Annotated in this window: 14 protein-coding genes (1 of these 14 only partly in view); 2 read left to right on the top strand and 12 right to left on the bottom strand. The window is 50.6% G+C overall.

The annotated features are described in order from the left end of the window. From ACLIN2_RS03035 to groES, 5 genes are all read right to left on the bottom strand, one after another. Window positions 1-253 carry the 5' portion of a carbohydrate ABC transporter permease gene (locus ACLIN2_RS03035; RefSeq protein ID WP_092271070.1) on the bottom strand. The gene continues 707 nt to the left of window position 1, outside the view, so the window shows 253 of its 960 coding nt (coding positions 1-253); it begins with the start codon at window positions 251-253; its stop codon lies off the left edge, out of view. Window positions 254-335: 82 nt separating this feature from the next. Next, window positions 336-1,646: an ABC transporter substrate-binding protein gene (locus ACLIN2_RS03030; RefSeq protein WP_122960135.1), complete on the bottom strand. Its 1,311-nt coding sequence runs from the start codon at window positions 1,644-1,646 to the stop codon at window positions 336-338. A 327-nt stretch (window positions 1,647-1,973) separates the two neighbouring features. Beyond that, a protein-coding gene (locus ACLIN2_RS03025) for an IS1182 family transposase (protein ID WP_411504510.1) occupies window positions 1,974-3,325 on the bottom strand; the annotation gives its coding sequence in 2 pieces (ribosomal slippage) (window positions 1,974-2,758 and window positions 2,758-3,325; 1,353 coding nt in all). 162 nt (window positions 3,326-3,487) lie between these two features. Beyond that, the gene (gene groL, locus ACLIN2_RS03020; RefSeq protein WP_092271037.1) at window positions 3,488-5,119 is read right to left on the bottom strand and encodes a chaperonin GroEL; all 1,632 of its coding nucleotides are present in this window, start codon (window positions 5,117-5,119) and stop codon (window positions 3,488-3,490) included. A gap of 48 nt (window positions 5,120-5,167) precedes the next feature. Continuing rightward, window positions 5,168-5,452, bottom strand: coding sequence for a co-chaperone GroES (gene groES / locus ACLIN2_RS03015; protein WP_049742269.1), 285 nt, complete (start codon window positions 5,450-5,452; stop codon window positions 5,168-5,170). A 264-nt stretch (window positions 5,453-5,716) separates the two neighbouring features. On the opposite strand from groES, the gene ACLIN2_RS03010 reads away from it, so the two are divergent. Beyond that, the gene (locus ACLIN2_RS03010) at window positions 5,717-7,027 is read left to right on the top strand and encodes a CAP-associated domain-containing protein (protein ID WP_411503194.1); all 1,311 of its coding nucleotides are present in this window, start codon (window positions 5,717-5,719) and stop codon (window positions 7,025-7,027) included. 21 nt (window positions 7,028-7,048) lie between these two features. Here ACLIN2_RS03010 and ACLIN2_RS03005 read toward each other — a convergent pair whose 3' ends face one another. From ACLIN2_RS03005 to ACLIN2_RS02980, 6 genes are all read right to left on the bottom strand, one after another. Next, window positions 7,049-7,459 (bottom strand): hypothetical protein, encoded by a 411-nt coding sequence (locus ACLIN2_RS03005; RefSeq protein ID WP_400586792.1) that lies wholly within the window; start codon window positions 7,457-7,459, stop codon window positions 7,049-7,051. A gap of 145 nt (window positions 7,460-7,604) precedes the next feature. Further along, the gene (tatC, locus tag ACLIN2_RS03000; protein ID WP_092271024.1) at window positions 7,605-8,378 is read right to left on the bottom strand and encodes a twin-arginine translocase subunit TatC; all 774 of its coding nucleotides are present in this window, start codon (window positions 8,376-8,378) and stop codon (window positions 7,605-7,607) included. A gap of 18 nt (window positions 8,379-8,396) precedes the next feature. Then, a complete protein-coding gene (tatA, locus tag ACLIN2_RS02995) occupies window positions 8,397-8,759 on the bottom strand; it encodes a twin-arginine translocase TatA/TatE family subunit (protein ID WP_092271021.1) in 363 nt (120 codons plus the stop codon). Between the two features lie 42 nt (window positions 8,760-8,801). Further along, window positions 8,802-9,803 (bottom strand): molybdopterin-binding protein, encoded by a 1,002-nt coding sequence (locus tag ACLIN2_RS02990; protein ID WP_122960132.1) that lies wholly within the window; start codon window positions 9,801-9,803, stop codon window positions 8,802-8,804. After that, entirely contained in the window at window positions 9,797-10,312 is a 516-nt protein-coding gene (locus ACLIN2_RS02985; RefSeq protein WP_092271014.1) for a MogA/MoaB family molybdenum cofactor biosynthesis protein, read from the bottom strand. Before ACLIN2_RS02985 ends, ACLIN2_RS02990 begins: the two co-directional genes overlap by 7 nt. Window positions 10,313-10,410: 98 nt before the next feature. Next, a complete protein-coding gene (locus tag ACLIN2_RS02980; RefSeq protein WP_411503193.1) occupies window positions 10,411-10,995 on the bottom strand; it encodes a 5-formyltetrahydrofolate cyclo-ligase in 585 nt (194 codons plus the stop codon). 99 nt (window positions 10,996-11,094) lie between these two features. On the opposite strand from ACLIN2_RS02980, the gene ACLIN2_RS02975 reads away from it, so the two are divergent. Next, window positions 11,095-13,023, top strand: coding sequence for an ABC-F family ATP-binding cassette domain-containing protein (locus ACLIN2_RS02975; protein ID WP_411503192.1), 1,929 nt, complete (start codon window positions 11,095-11,097; stop codon window positions 13,021-13,023). A gap of 6 nt (window positions 13,024-13,029) precedes the next feature. Here ACLIN2_RS02975 and ACLIN2_RS02970 read toward each other — a convergent pair whose 3' ends face one another. Further along, window positions 13,030-15,261 (bottom strand): hypothetical protein, encoded by a 2,232-nt coding sequence (locus ACLIN2_RS02970; RefSeq protein WP_411503191.1) that lies wholly within the window; start codon window positions 15,259-15,261, stop codon window positions 13,030-13,032. Window positions 15,262-15,296: the final 35 nt, after the last annotated feature.

Raw genomic sequence — 15,296 nt, 5'->3', positions numbered from 1 at the left:
AAAAGGTCTCCTGAAACGGCGATTCCGTAAACAGTCGCACGAAGTTCTCAAGGCCAATAAATGCTCCCCGCTTCAGCCCGTCCCAGGCAAAAAAGCTGTTTAAAAAGGCTGAAAAGATGGGGTAGATCTGAAACCATATATAGAAGAGCAGTGCCGGCAGCAAAAACAAATGGACCAAGTGCTTTTTCCAGTTTCCTCTCCGTACTTTGGCAGACTCTTTTTTGGCGGCTGCCGTTTTGTCCGTCACAGGCATACTCATGTGCCCCCTCCTCCAAAAACAGGTACAGCCAAGCGCCCCGTCCCGGCTGTACCTCTCTTTTTTACTCGACGTGTGGCTATTTTTTCGGTTTGAACCATTTGTCAGCAGAAGCTTGGGTATCCTCCGCTACCTTATTCACCGTAAGCTTGCCGATATACATTCCTTGCAAAGAGTCTTCAAAGGTCGTCTTGGTCGTGGGCGTGCCCTCCCCGAAGTGAACGAGCATCAGATAGGGAGCCATACTCCTTTCACTGAGCTGCGTCATTTTTTGTACCAAAGGATGCTTCGGTGTCACGCCGGCGATAGCACTCAGGCGGCTCAAATCATCACTGAACATCTGACCGAACTCTTTGGAGGCGAGAAATTCCATGAAGATTTTCGCCTCTTCCGGGTGCTTGGTTGCTTTTGCGATACCGTAGGAGCCGTCTACCCAGTTGATCATCGGCGTGTCCCCACCCTTTTCTTTGGCGAGGCCAGGGAGAATATCGATCGGAAGGTCCGGGCTTTGCTTTTCAAACGTTTCTAGGCGATAGCTGCCGTTGATGTACATAGCTGCCTTTCCGGTGTAAAAGAGCGCTTGGGCATCCTTGTCATCAATACCGATAAAATCAGGCGGGAAAAACGGTGCCAGCTCTTGCATGTGCTGGATGGACTCCTTGAAGGCCGGATCGTTGAAATTCACTTCACCCGTGAGCAGCTTATCCACGTACTCATTGCCGCCGTAGGAGCTTGTTCCAATGACACTATGGGCAATCGACAAAAGGTATGCGGCTTTTCCCGCCTGGGCAATGGGAACGATTCCTTTTGCTTGCAGGGCTTGTGAGACGTGAATCAGCTCATCCCATGTTTGCGGAGGCTGCAGCCCATTGTCCTCGAATACTTTTTTGTTGTAGAAAATCACTGCCGAGTTGATAGAAAGCGGTACTCCATACACCTTCTGGTCGCTGCCACGAGCTGCGTCGAGATAAGCCTTCGGGATCTCCTGTACGCCTTTTACATCGTCAATCGGCAAAAGGTATCCTGCATCGGCAATCGATGTTGTGCCAGAATACGGGCGCAATTGAACAATATCCACTCCTGTGCCTGCCGTCAGAGAATTGCTTAAAATCGTGTTGTACTCCGTTGATTTGAACGGCTTGAATTTCACTTTGATGTTGGTATGCTGCTTCTCAAACTCCGCGATAAACTTGGTGTACGCATCCTTGTCCTCTGGTCGCCAGCTGTACATCACCAGCTCGACCGGCTCTCCTTTCGCCGGCTCAACAGCTGGTGATGGCGCTGCTCCGGTCGTTTGCTCACCTGTTGTAGACGTAGTCGAGCTGCTGCTACACGCACTCACCACCAGCATCAGAATCGCACAAAACAGCCAAACCCCTACACGTCTCATCACCAAATCTCCTCCATAAAAGATAATGGATGCCTATCTCTTCTGTGTTTCTCTCTTTGTAGTAATGTTTAGTATGTAAAGTCTAATTTCAGAAACAAATTTCCCGAAAAAATTTACAATTTTCGAATAATAAAACATGCTGCTACGGAATAGTTAAGGCGTTCTGGTCTGACCGAGCCAGGAAATCAACCCACAAAAAAAGAGACAGACGATTGTCTGCCTCAGATTGTTGAGAAAGCCTTGCTTTTAAGCAGGGCTTTCTTGCTTCTAGTTGGTTCAGTGGAAAAAAGTTACTTTGTTCTTGAGAAAAAAGGATTGCCCTCCATTTTACCCCTGCTTCGCAAGGTGGAGGGCAATCTTTTTCATGTTCTGTACCGCTGCGGTCATCAGTGCCTGTTCACTGACGTTGTGCAACCCTCGCAAACGGCAATAGCGAAACCCGTGGAGCTGTTTGGCATCCGCGAAGCTTCGCTCAATCGTTTCTCTTCTTCTTTTGTAGAGCTTTTTCCCTGATTTACTTAGTCGGTTTGTACGCACCCAATCCTTGCTGTCTTCCCAGACATGTCTAGTGACCACTTTGCGGTGGTTCTTCGATCGGGTGCATTTCGAGAGGAAAGGGCAGGTTTTACAAACCTCCGGGTTTGATTTGTAATGACGGTACCCTTTGCGGTCCGTAGTGCTGTATGGCAGTTCATGATTCTGAGGGCACAAATAACTATTCGTTTCGGAGTTGTATGTAAACTGCCACTTGTGAAATAAGCCTTGAGTCGGATGGTACCTACGGTGTGCAATAACGGCAAAAATGTTTTTCTCTTTTAACTTGTTGCAAATCGGGTTTGTTAAATAGCCAGAATCTAAAGCAACAGCTTCTACTTTAAAGCCAAACCGCTCGGTTTGGCGTTCTAGGCGATCAAGATAAGGGATCGAATCATGTACGTTTCCTGGTGTAACATAGACATCCGTTATGAGATTGTATTTTGCATCCACTGTGCGATGATCCAGATAAAAAAATCCTTCGGGCTTACCCTCTCTCACCATATAACCGCTATCTGGATCTGTTGTGCTCACTTTTACTTCTTTTTGTTCAACCACTTCTTTCTCAGGTTTTAGAGCTTTTTTCCGTTGTTCTTCCGATCGATTTCCACAGCAGCATTCAGTTCATCCATATAGCTTTTGGTGTTTTGTAATACCTGCTCTTTCGTGTATTTATTCTTGTTTGCGTTGGCTTTTACATGCGTAGAGTCAGAAATAAGCATCCGCCCTCCCACCATTCTGTGACCAATGGCTTGAAGAACGATTTCATCAAAAATGTCTTGAAAGATAGTGGAATCTTTAAAGCGAACACGACGGTTTAAACTGATGGTACTGTGATCAGGCACCCGGTCCGTCAAACCCAATCCAAGAAACCAACGATAGGCCACATTGGTTTGGATTTCTTGCTCAAGACGCCTTTCCGAGCGAATGCCGTAAAAGTATCCCAAAAAGATCATTTTAAATAAAACCAATGGATCAATGGCAGGGCGCCCATTATCCTCGCAATAATAGGGCCGAACTTTTTCAAGGATAAATGAAAAGTCGATGTATTTATCTATTTTACGGAGCATGTGGTCTTGGGGGACGAGTTGCTCAATCGAAACAAATTCGTATGCGGTTTGTTTATCTTTATTTGAACGTAACATTACGATCACCTACAGTTATAGTATACTTATATTATAACACATTAACGCGGAGTCGTATTGAAATTTTTAGGTATTAAGAAAGGCTGCCGACTTTATCGACAGCCTGAGACAGACGATTGTCTGCCTCTTCTTTGCGAAAAACGGCGAGCCGCTTTTCTTATCTTACATCATACCCATGCCACCCATGCCGCCCATATCAGGCATACCCATAGGAGCTTTGTTTTCTTCTGGTTTGTCAGCAATAACTGCTTCAGTAGTCAGGAACATAGCCGCTACGGATGCAGCATTGGACAGTGCGGAGCGAGTTACTTTCGCAGCATCCACGATACCAGCTTCCAGCATGTTTACATATTCTTCAGTAGCAGCGTTGAAGCCGACACCTACAGGTTCTTTTTTCAGACGCTCTACGATTACAGAGCCTTCGAGGCCTGCGTTCGCAGCGATTTGACGAACTGGCTCTTCCAAGGAGCGGAGTACGATGTGTACACCAACTGCCTCTTCGCCTTCCACTTTAACGCCTTCAACAGCTTTGATTGCGTTGATGAGAGTAGTACCACCACCAGGAACGATACCTTCTTCTACTGCAGCGCGAGTAGAGTTCAGAGCGTCCTCGATACGGAGCTTTTTCTCTTTCAATTCTGTTTCAGTAGCTGCCCCCACTTTGATCACTGCTACACCGCCAGCCAGTTTAGCCAGACGCTCCTGCAGTTTTTCACGATCGAAATCGGAAGTGGTGTCTTCGATTTGTTGACGGATTTGAGCTACGCGGCTTTCGATGTTCGCTTTGTCGCCAGCACCTTCAACAACCGTTGTGTTTTCTTTGGTAACCACGATTTTACCTGCACGGCCCAATTGCTCCAGCTTCGTGGATTTCAGGTCCAGACCCAGTTCTTCTGTGATTACTTCGCCGCCAGTCAGAGCAGCGATGTCTTGCAGCATAGCTTTGCGGCGATCGCCGAAGCCAGGTGCTTTAACCGCTACAGCTGTGAAGGTACCACGCAGTTTGTTCACTACCAAAGTAGCCAGCGCTTCGCCTTCAACATCTTCCGCGATGATCAAGAGAGGTTTGCCGCTTTGTACCACTTGCTCCAGTACAGGCAGAACTTCTTGGATGTTGGAGATTTTTTTGTCAGTGATCAGGATGTAAGGGTTGTTCAGAACCGCTTCCATCTTGTCAGTGTCAGTGATCATGTAAGGGGAAGCGTAGCCGCGGTCGAACTGCATACCTTCTACTACTTCCAGCTCGGTTACGAAGCCTTTGGATTCTTCAACGGTGATAACGCCGTCTTTACCCACTTTTTCCATTGCTTCTGCGATCAGGTTTCCAACTTCTTGATCGTCAGCGGAAATAGCCGCTACTTGAGCGATCGAAGATTTGTTTTCGACTGGCTTCGCGATGGATTTGATTTCTTCTACAGCTGCACGAACAGCTTTTTCCATACCGCGGCGGATAACCATTGGGTTAGCGCCTGCAGTTACGTTTTTCAGACCTTCACGGATCATAGCAGCAGCCAGAACCGTTGCAGTCGTAGTACCGTCACCAGCGATGTCGTTGGTTTTAGTAGCTACTTCTTTAACCAGTTGAGCACCCATGTTTTCATAAGCGTCTTCCAGTTCGATTTCTTTTGCAATCGTTACACCGTCATTCGTGATGAGCGGAGAACCGAATTTTTTCTCAAGCACCACGTTACGGCCTTTTGGACCGAGGGTTACTTTTACCGCATTTGCCAATGTTTCCACACCGCGGAGCATCGAGCGGCGTGCATCTTCAGAAAACTTCACTTGTTTAGCCATCAAATCTCTACCTCCTGTTATGTGTTAGTTCGTTCTATTTCCTATGTCTTAACCGATGATCGCCAGGATATCGGATTCGCGCAGCACGAGGTATTCTTTATTGTCTACCTTGACTTCTGTACCAGCGTATTTGGAGAAGATTACTTTATCGCCGTCTTTAACTTCCAACGCGATGCGCTCGCCGTTGTCAGCTACGCGACCAGAACCAACTGCGATTACGCGGCCTTCTTGCGGTTTTTCCTTTGCAGAATCAGGCAAAACGATACCGCTTGCAGTCGTTTCGTCTTTGGAGATAGCTTCGATTACCACACGGTCACCCAATGGCTTAAGCACTAAAAACACCCTCCTCAAAAAATGTAGGTAAACAAATTTTGCGTTGTTAGCACTCGAGTGATATGAGTGCTAACACCCAATTCCTATAATAATGAATCACTACTTACTTTGCAAGTAGTTTCCCTCACTTTTTTCCATCTGTCCCCCAATTCGTTTTCAACTCTCTTAAGATTTCTCCTCTAGCAAAATGTGTTCTACTAAACCATTCCATTCATATAAATCAGATAGAGAATCAGACAAGCTATCAAAGGAGGAAGCAAGCACATGCGAAAATGGCTGCTGATCGGTCTGACAGTCCTCTCTATTGCGGGCATCAGCCGTTTCTTCACATCCGATCACTCGTCCCTCATCCGGGTCAACCTCTATCCTTCCACCTTGTACTGGGATGGACGGGAAGTCATCTCCAGCAAAAAATCAGAGTCAACCCAAGATCTGCCCCCTACATTGGAGTACAAAGGCACCCTTTACGTGCCTTTATCTGTAATCGGCAGTCAGTTGAACAAACCGGTCGGCTGGGATGATTCCTCGTACTCTGCCTGGGTAGGACAACCTCCCGCCGCACTGGCAAAGCAACCATTCGAGACTCCAGCTCCCACTGCCATTCCTGCCGCAAAGCCTGCAAATACGAGCACAGCTGCCACTTCACAGCCCAAGACAACGGCCCCAGTCGAGCAGCCCAATTCCCTCTTTGGTCTTACACTCGGCATGTCTTCCGCAGACGTGACGAAGCGGCTGGGAGCTCCCGCTCGCAAAGAGCCCAGCAGCCTCGGCTACCAATGGTGGATCTACAACAGCGCTCCTTCCAAGTATGTACAAGTCGGCATCGGCACAAACGGGAAGGTCGTAGATCTGTACTCTCTCGCCCCGCAGGCAAAGCTGGGAGATATCGGCGTAGGATTTGCCCTGCAAGCTCTGGAGCGCCAGCATCCTTTGCAGAACGTCGTCTCTTTTTCCTATATGGGCGCAAATGTTCAAATCACCAACCAGAAACAGCAGCGACCGCTCGTCATGGAGAATGGAACGGCATCGATCTACTATCTGGACAAGCAAAACAATGATAAGGTGACAGCGCTGCGGTTGATCGATACTCAAATGCTCCTGCGTGGAGGTTTTTATGAAACGAGATGGACGTATCAGGGAAAGGCTCCAGATTTTGATCCACCAGCGCTGAGCGTACAAGAACGAGAGCTGGTCAACCTCGCCTATGAAAGGCAGATTCTCGACCTGGTCAATGTCGCGCGGTCTCGTGCCCAGCTTCCTCCCCTTCAATGGAACGAAAAGGCTGCCGAGGTGGCGAGAGGGCATAGCCGCGATATGGAAAGCAACGACTTTTTTGACCATGTATCCGCTACGACAGGCAGTGACCCGTTTGAACGTTTGAAACAGGCTAGTATCCCGTATCGGATGGCTGGCGAAAATATCGCCGCAGGCTATCCTGACGCCATCGAAGCCCACGAAAGCTGGATGAACAGTCCCGGTCACCGGAAAAACGTGCTGGAAAAGGGCTTCACCCAGCTGGGAGTCGGCGTCATCACCGATTACTATACGCAAACATTCCTGACTCCTGCCCAATAAGAACGAACAGATTGGGGACACTTACGGCAAATGGACCTGCTCCCTCAGCTTTTTGACACTGCCGGAGAACTCAACAACAACTGTCTCATACTGCTTCGTGTGCAAGATCAGCCATGGCGGCCTGCTACCCTGCTTGGGCATGATCACAAACATTTCTGCGATATCGAAATGGATCCCGGCGGAAGGAACAACCAGCTTTTTGGGAGGCGTCAGCGGGATCTTCACGATCAGCACGTGGTCGAGGGATGGATTCAATTCCAGAACACGTCCACTTACACTCTTTAAAAGCTGCTGTGCTTCTGCCTGCAGGGCGTCCGTATTGTCGAAGGTCGCTACTACCTTTTGCTGGTCCGAGTCAAATATCTCGACCTGTTCTGCTGTCGTCGCTACAACTGGAGAAAAAAACAGCGCCAAACTTAGTATCAGCCACAAGAATGTGAGCACCCCCTATCATAACCTTATTAGTATGACCACTTCGGAAAACTTCTTCCGCAGACTTTCGCCCAAAGAGGGCCGATGAACGCAAAATAGACTCCTGTCCAAAAACAGGAGTCTTTCTACTGACATGCATTTTCTTCTAGCGAACGGTACCTTCCGTCTCGTAGCTGTACTCGCTTTCCCACTCTGCCTCTTCCTGCAGCTGCTTGCGATAGACCACTCGCGACAGCCAAATGCTCAACTCATATAGCAGCAGCAGCGGGATGGTGACCAAAATGTCGCTCACAATTTCAGGCGGAGTCAGGGCAATCCCTACGACAGCCAGGCCGAAATAGGCGAAACGGCGCATTTTGGCGAGCCTCATGGGATTCAAGATCCGAATCCGGGTGAGGAACATTACGATGATCGGCAGCTGGAAGAGCACACCGAACGGAATCACCATGTTGAACATAAACCCGAAATACTCGGCAATCCCGTAATTGGGATCCGCCCCGATCGTCGCTGTCATGTTGGTCATGAACTGCATGATCATCGGGAAGACCACGTAGTAGCCAAACAGAATCCCTACGATAAACAGAAAGCACGCCGCCGGGATGAAATAGAGAGAGCCTCTCTTTTCTTTCACGTTCAATCCGGGTGAAACAAAACGCCATAAATGATAGAGCGCCACCGGCAATGCAGCGACAATCCCGATCAGAAAGGCAAACTGCATGTACACACGAAGCGCATCGGACGGGTGCAAGGAAATGATCGGCACGCCATCCGCAATGGGTTCTTGCTTTAAATATTCAATGAGAGGACCAGCCAAAAAGAAGCCGGCAATCAAAGCGACAATAAATACGGCCAACACCCACATAATGCGCTTACGCAGTTCTGTCAGGTGCTCAACCACTGTCATTTCCTGATCCTTCATGGCTACCACCTTGCCCAATTAAGCCTTTTGTTGTTCCTTTTCCATCTGGGAGCGTTCCTGCTCCATCTTTTCGCGAATTTCCTTTTCGATGCGCTCACGCTCTAAACGTTCGCGAATTTCACGCTCGAGCTTTTCGCGATCAAACGCATCTTTCTCCGTGACGACAGCAGCAGCAACAGGTGCCTCTTTGGTCTGCTGCTTGCGCTTTTCCTTTTCCTCTTCTTCATCGTCGTCGTCGCTCGTCAAGCTTTTGGTCGCGTTTTTAAATTCTTTAAGAGTATGACCGACGGCACGTCCCAATTCCGGGAGTTTTTTCGGTCCGAATAATACAAGTGCCAAAATCAAAATCAAAATCAGTCCAGGAATCCCAATTGTACTCATGCTCTTTCACTCCTTTTTCCTGTTCATTTCCAGTCTAACCATCTAGCCTTTAAGTAAACCACCGTAACCCAAGCGTGTCATATCGGAAGCTGCAATTCGCTCGCCTGCCAAAATGCGCGGCAAGAATACATCAAAGGAAGTGACCTTCTCATGCATGACAGCACCAGGCAAACCCAAAATCGGAGTATCCCCTTTGTATGCGACCATCAGCATCGAGCCTGGCAGCATCGGCGTTCCATAGCGTACCACTTCTGCCCCTACACCTGCAATGGCCCCAGGAGTGCGGTCATCTGGATCAACGGACATTCCGCCCGTAACCAGAATCATGTCGACTCCTTGATCCAGAAAAGCTTTAATTTCTTTCTCAATCAACTCTTTATCATCGGGAGCAAAGCGCTGCTCGACGATTTCTGAGCCAAGAGCCTCTACCTTGTTCCGAATGGCAGGTCCAAACTTGTCCGCAATCCGTCCGGAGAAAACCTCTCCACCCGTAGTGACCAAACCGATGCGCTTCTCCTGAAACAGCTTTACCTGAATGATCGGCTCACTGAATTGTTTCGCCAGCTCTTCCAGCTCGATGATCCGCGACTCTTCCATGATCAGCGGGATAATGCGCGTCGCAGCCAGCGTATGTCCTGGATGCACGACCTGATCTCCGTAAATGGTAGAAAATGCGATGCCTTCCAACGCATTGAGCGCGTGGACAGCTTCCTCGTTGATTTTAGCCAGACCTGTACGAGACGCTTTCATGGAAACCTTGCCCTCATACGGCTGCGTCAAGGTAAGACCTTCGCCGGACACGGCTTTCGCGATTCGCAAGCCAGCCTCTTCCTCGTGAATATAGCCCTCCGGCATTTCCAGTACGTAGATATGCTCTTTCCCGATCGAGAGCAAAGGCTCGATGTCCGCTTCCGTAACAACATGACCTTTTTTAAATAGGCGTCCTTTAAACTCCCCTGGCAAAATCTGCGTCATATCGTGAGGGAGCATCATGCCAATGGCTTCGCGCACTGGCACTTCCTTCAAGTTAGGCTTGTCTACCATCCTAAACCGCCCCAATCTTCGTTCGCCTCTCCCGTTCCCTGCAGGATGTTCAAAGCATCAGCCAGCATATCGCCAATGGCATTGAAACAGATTTCCACACCAGTCGGGTTGCCCGGGAGGTTAATAATGAGCGTATTGCCCCGCGTTCCTGCTACGGCTCTCGTAAGCATGGCGCGGCGAGACTGCTGCAAACCGGCACGACGCATTTCTTCTGCCAATCCAGGAACCGGTCTGTCCATGACCCAAGCCGTTACCTCAGGCGTGACATCTCGCGGGCTGAGTCCCGTCCCGCCCGTAACAATCAGTAGATCACATTTTTCCCGATCCACCAGCTCAATCATGTTTTCCTTGAGATCTTCCATATCATCAGAGACAGTTCGATAAACAGCTACATCTACATGCAACCACTCTGTTGTTAATTGACGAATAATCGGGATGCGATCATCCTCACGACTTCCCTTGGCGATGGAATCGCTTGCCGAAATAACGCCTACCTTCCATTTGCCCACAGCTCATTCCTCCGTTTTATCATTCGATTGTATTGTACACTTTTTTGGTCTTGCTGTAGATAGTACCCTCTGAAAAGAAAGCTCCTGACACAAAAGATTCACGATTGGGCGAAGCCACTTTCCGTGACCAGTCCATCCAAACCAATGTCATGTGGCTCCCGCGGCACCTCATCGACGACTTGCATGGAAAACGCTACTCCTACTAAAAAAGGACGCCGCGGCAAAGCTGCGAGAAATCTGTCGTAGAAGCCTCCCCCATACCCCATTCTTCCCCCGCGCAAGTCAAAAGCAACCCCCGGGACGAGCACCGCATCGAGCATGCTCAGCTCCGCTTTTTCTGCACGCGTTGGGTCAGGCTCCCAAATTCCGTATACGCCTTGCTTAAGCATTTCCGGTCCACTATATCGATAAGGTACGAGCCGTTTTTCGGCGGTAAGCGTCAGCGGCAGCCAAACTTCCTGCCCTCTCGCTCTCGCTTGATCGACAAACGGGAGGATATCCAGCTCCGCTCCAAACGGATGAAACGCCATGATCGCACGTGCATTCTTCAATTCTTCAAGCTGCTCCAAATAGCTGCAGGCCTGGGCCGATAATGCGCTTCGCCGTTTGTCTGGTATGGCCTTGCGCTCCTCCATGATCCGACTTCGCAGCTGCTGCTTGACCGCTTTTAGATCCAGATCCACGTCTACCCCTCTCCCCTCACGCAGGTAACATGCCCCAAGGCTTGTCCCTGACACACTCTCTAGGCTACACTGACATTAGTATATAAAGAGGTGAAACACATGATTTTGCTGCAAGCTGAACATATAGAAAAAACCTACGGCATCGAGACCATTTTACAGGACATCTCCTTGCAAATACAAACGGGAGAAAGAGTCGGGCTCGTCGGTGTGAACGGTGCCGGAAAGTCGACTTTGATGAAGATTCTCGCTGGTGAGCTGAGCTATGACAGCGGGACGATTCGCATACCAAAAGAGGTTTCACTCGGTTACCTGGCGCAAAATGGCGGGCTGGAATCGGAGCGTACCATCTGGGATGAAATGATGAGCGTCTTTACCCATCTGCAGCAGGAAGAGAAAGAACTGCGCCAGCTCGAAGCGAAAATGGGAGATCCAGCTATCCTTGCAGATGACAAGCGCTACCAACAGATTTTGGAGAACTACTCCCATCGCTCTGAGGCGTTCAAGGAAAAGGGCGGTTACAGCTACGAAGGTTCCATTCGCGGCGTTCTGCACGGCTTGCGTTTTGCAGACATGGATTACCAGACCCCCATTCGCACACTGAGCGGCGGTCAAAAGACACGTCTGGCTCTCGCCAAGCTGCTGCTGCAATCTCCGACGATCCTCCTTTTGGACGAGCCGACCAACTATTTGGATATCGAGACGCTCACGTGGCTGGAGACGTATTTGCAAAACTATCAGGGCGCCATCCTAGTCGTCTCCCATGACCGCTACTTCCTGGACAAGCTGGTGACGATCGTCTATGAAATCGAACGGCATCGCGCCACTCGCTACGTCGGCAACTACAGCCGTTTTCTCGATCAAAAGGCAGCCCGTCTGGAGCAGGAACTGAAACGCTTTGAGAAGCAGCAGGAGGAAATCGCCAAGCTGGAGGATTTCATCGCCCGCAACATCGCACGTGCGACGACGACCAAACGCGCGCAGAGCCGACGCAAAACGCTGGAGAAAATCGATCGTTTGGACAAGCCGATCATGCACAACAAGTCGGTCCACTTCTCTTTTGACGTCTCCAAAATGAGTGGAAACATCGTCATGAAGGCCAGCAATGTCGCTATCGGCTACCCGGATGCTGTCCTCTCTCGCGGACTGACGTTTGAAATCGAACGGGAAGAGCGTGTCGCCCTAGTAGGTCCGAACGGGATCGGCAAGTCAACTCTGCTCAAGACCATCGTCGGGCAGCTGAACGCTCTCAAGGGCGATGTGCAGTTCGGCAGCAACGTCACGATCGGCTATTACGATCAGGAGCATCGCAATCTGAATCTCAGCAACACCGTTTTGGGAGAAATCTGGGACGAGTACCCGCAGATGCTGGAAAAGGACGTACGGACGCTGCTCGGCAACTTCCTGTTCAGCGGAGACGATGTGCAAAAACGCGTTTCCGACCTGTCCGGTGGAGAACGCGCCCGTGTGTCCCTCGCCAAGCTGATGCTCAAAGAGGCCAATTTCCTGATCTTCGACGAGCCTACCAACCACTTGGACATCTACAGCAAGGAAGTGCTGGAAAATGCCCTGTACGATTATCCGGGCACCATTTTGTTCGTTTCCCATGACCGCTACTTCCTGAACAAGATAGCCAGCCGCGTCCTGGAGCTGTCACCAGATGGCGTATCGAACTATCTGGGCAACTACGATTACTATGTGGAGAAAAAGCAGGAGCTGGCTGAGCTGGCCGCTGAGCTCGCCGCGCAGCCAACCAAAAAGCAAGGCGCAATCGTGCAGCCTGAAAAGACCTCCTACGAGCTGGATAAAGAAGCAAAACGACGCGAGCGTCAGCGCATGCGTCGTCTGGAGGAAATCGAGGCAACGATTCAAAAACGGGAAGCCGATATCGTCAAATGGGAAGAAGAGCTCTGTCTCCCGGAAATTTACAGCGATCATGTGCTGGCCAAGGAACGCAACGATCAGATCCAGGCCGCACGCGAAGAGCTGGAGCAGCTGTACGATGAATGGAGCTCTCTATCTGAAGAATAGATAGAACTAGAGGCGCTCCCACTCCGGTCTGGCATGCTCATCCTTTTGCTCCCCTAAAGCTGCATAAAGGGCCGGCACGACGAGAAAGATGATGCAGGTCGCTGCCGTTACGATCCCGGAGTCATTGAGCACTAGCCCTGCCAGGGAACCCGCAATGACTCCGGAAAAGCCTTTGACCAAAAACGGGGTGTCTACAGCGAGATGTCGCAGGAAGCGGTCGTTCCACAGGGCCAGAAGCCCGAGGACGATGAGGGAGACAACGAAAACCTTGCTCCAGATCGAGATGCGAATCAATCTTACATTCATCGCGATCTTGCGCTCCAGCATCCGCCCTACTTCCTCCCACTGACCGGTTACGATCTGCTGCGATACCCGTCCGATATGGGTTAACGGCTGATCCGTGACAAGACTACCGACAATCAATGCAGCGATGCCCACCACTAGGCCCCCTGTCAAAAGCAGGAGGCCTTTTTTTCCGATAGCCCACCCCTGCAAGCGGAACAACGCCACGAAAAACCCAACCAGTCCTGCGAGAAATCCTCCTGCATCTGTCCCAAGACCGGGAGCGACCATATAGTAGAGCACGGTTGCAAAGACAAAAGCAGCGATATAAGGGCGCGCCCCCTCTCTGGCAAGCTGGTAAACGGCTGCCACGAGCATGATGGCACTGCCGATCAAAACTCCCTCGAACTCGTTGCCCAATCCATAAAACCGCGCACCGATAACCGGGTCATATCCCAGATAGGATTGCCGCATCAAGGTAGCTCCAGTCCAGCCATCGATCAACAGAGAGGCAACCGTTACTCCACAGACGATCATCGTCGTTTGCGCCAAAGAGCGCTGCTCCAGCCCAAATGCCGCCAGGAGCGCGATGACTATCAAAACGCCGAGTACCACTGGTCCAGAAGCCTGCCACGGCAGCAGCCCTTCCAATAGCAGCAGGCAAGGGAAGCAAAGCATCGCCAGAAGTGACAGGCGCACTCCCCGGCGCAAGCGCTCCAAGCCTACTCGGACGTGTCCACGTTTGCCCGCCATCCACAGGATCGCCGCGCATGCCAGCGTGATGATTTGCAGCATGACATACGAGTACAAAACCGCCGGGCGGGTAGCGTACGTATGATGAACCTGCCCGATTTGCTGTCCCAGCTCTGCGTTGTTCGTCTGGTTGTCTACGCGAATGGGGTGACCGGCTACTCCTTTTGGTACGGGAACATCCAGCCACGCTAAAATGGTCGGCAAAATGTCCAAGCCACTAATCAGCCCGGATTGTCTGGTAGTCGCGGAGGTGAGCTGGCCCCCTGCCTTCTTCTCCCACACCAGAATCGGAGGCAGCAGCGCTTTGTCTTTTGCTGCCCTCGCATTTACTGCTGGAGATAGAAGAATGATCTTCTGATTCTCTCTTCTCTCTTCTAGCAACGCTCCCAGAAAGGCTCCCAGCCCGGACAGAACCTGCTGATATTGCCGCTGAAACTGGGCAGGCTCCATTTCATCGGCAAGCTGATAGAGCCGGGCTAAATCCGAGAGCTGCAGGGTAATGAGACCTGAGCTTTGGTCTTCGCTGACCTTTTTACGCAAATACGCGTAGTTGGTCTGTACACCGTAGGGTGAGCCCGGCCTTTCGATCAACGTATTCGCTGACAAATCTCCCACAGGAACTCTGCCCTGCTCATCCATGGCAAACAATACACTGTGCCGCTGGCGCACGTCGTCATAGTCGCCGTTGCCGTAGACAGCTATCGGGATTTGATAGGCTGCCAGCGTCTTGCCAAGCGTCCCAATCTGAGGGGTATACGGCTTGTCTTGATTATCCGCATTCAGCCGGAAAATACCGGGAAACACAATCGCAGAGCGCGCCAGCTTTTGCACTGCATCCAAGCCGCCTAGCTCTTGTGCCCGTTCCCCAGCTGTTTCATGGGCAGAAACAGCCTCCCACGGATGGTAGGCCGTGCCGCTTCGCTCACTGTATAACGCCTGAGCTCCACTGCCCATCAGCAAATAGCCGTTTGGCGTATTCCTCGCTCCAGGGGTGCGGATGGTGAGTGCACCCGAGCTTGCCTGCTTGATCCACTTATCCACATGGGGATATTTCGCAAGCTCGTCCAGATCGGCAAAGGACATCCCTTCGGCAAACAGTACGATCACCTGCGGCATTTCCTTTGCCAATCCTGTATTTCCGATATTTGTACTCCCAAACAAAATCAGGAATGACAACGCGACAAGGATGATGCTCTTCTTCACCAAAGACCTCCTGTTGATAACCGCACCACTCTTAT

The organism is Brevibacillus centrosporus, assembly GCF_046622605.1.
Taxonomy (GTDB): domain Bacteria; phylum Bacillota; class Bacilli; order Brevibacillales; family Brevibacillaceae; genus Brevibacillus; species Brevibacillus centrosporus.
This window is presented reverse-complemented; position numbering and strand designations above follow the sequence as displayed.

What these genes read in the sequence shown, in the direction of transcription:
- tatC (WP_092271024.1), bottom strand. Translation starts at nt 8,378, where the DNA reads ATGAAGGATCAGGAAATGACAGTGGTTGAGCACCTGACAGAACTGCGT.
- ACLIN2_RS03010 (WP_411503194.1), top strand. Translation starts at nt 5,717, where the DNA reads ATGCGAAAATGGCTGCTGATCGGTCTGACAGTCCTCTCTATTGCGGGC.
- ACLIN2_RS03030 (WP_122960135.1), bottom strand. Translation starts at nt 1,646, where the DNA reads ATGAGACGTGTAGGGGTTTGGCTGTTTTGTGCGATTCTGATGCTGGTG.
- ACLIN2_RS02975 (WP_411503192.1), top strand. Translation starts at nt 11,095, where the DNA reads ATGATTTTGCTGCAAGCTGAACATATAGAAAAAACCTACGGCATCGAG.
- groL (WP_092271037.1), bottom strand. Translation starts at nt 5,119, where the DNA reads ATGGCTAAACAAGTGAAGTTTTCTGAAGATGCACGCCGCTCGATGCTC.
- ACLIN2_RS02990 (WP_122960132.1), bottom strand. Translation starts at nt 9,803, where the DNA reads ATGGTAGACAAGCCTAACTTGAAGGAAGTGCCAGTGCGCGAAGCCATT.
- tatA (WP_092271021.1), bottom strand. Translation starts at nt 8,759, where the DNA reads ATGAGTACAATTGGGATTCCTGGACTGATTTTGATTTTGATTTTGGCA.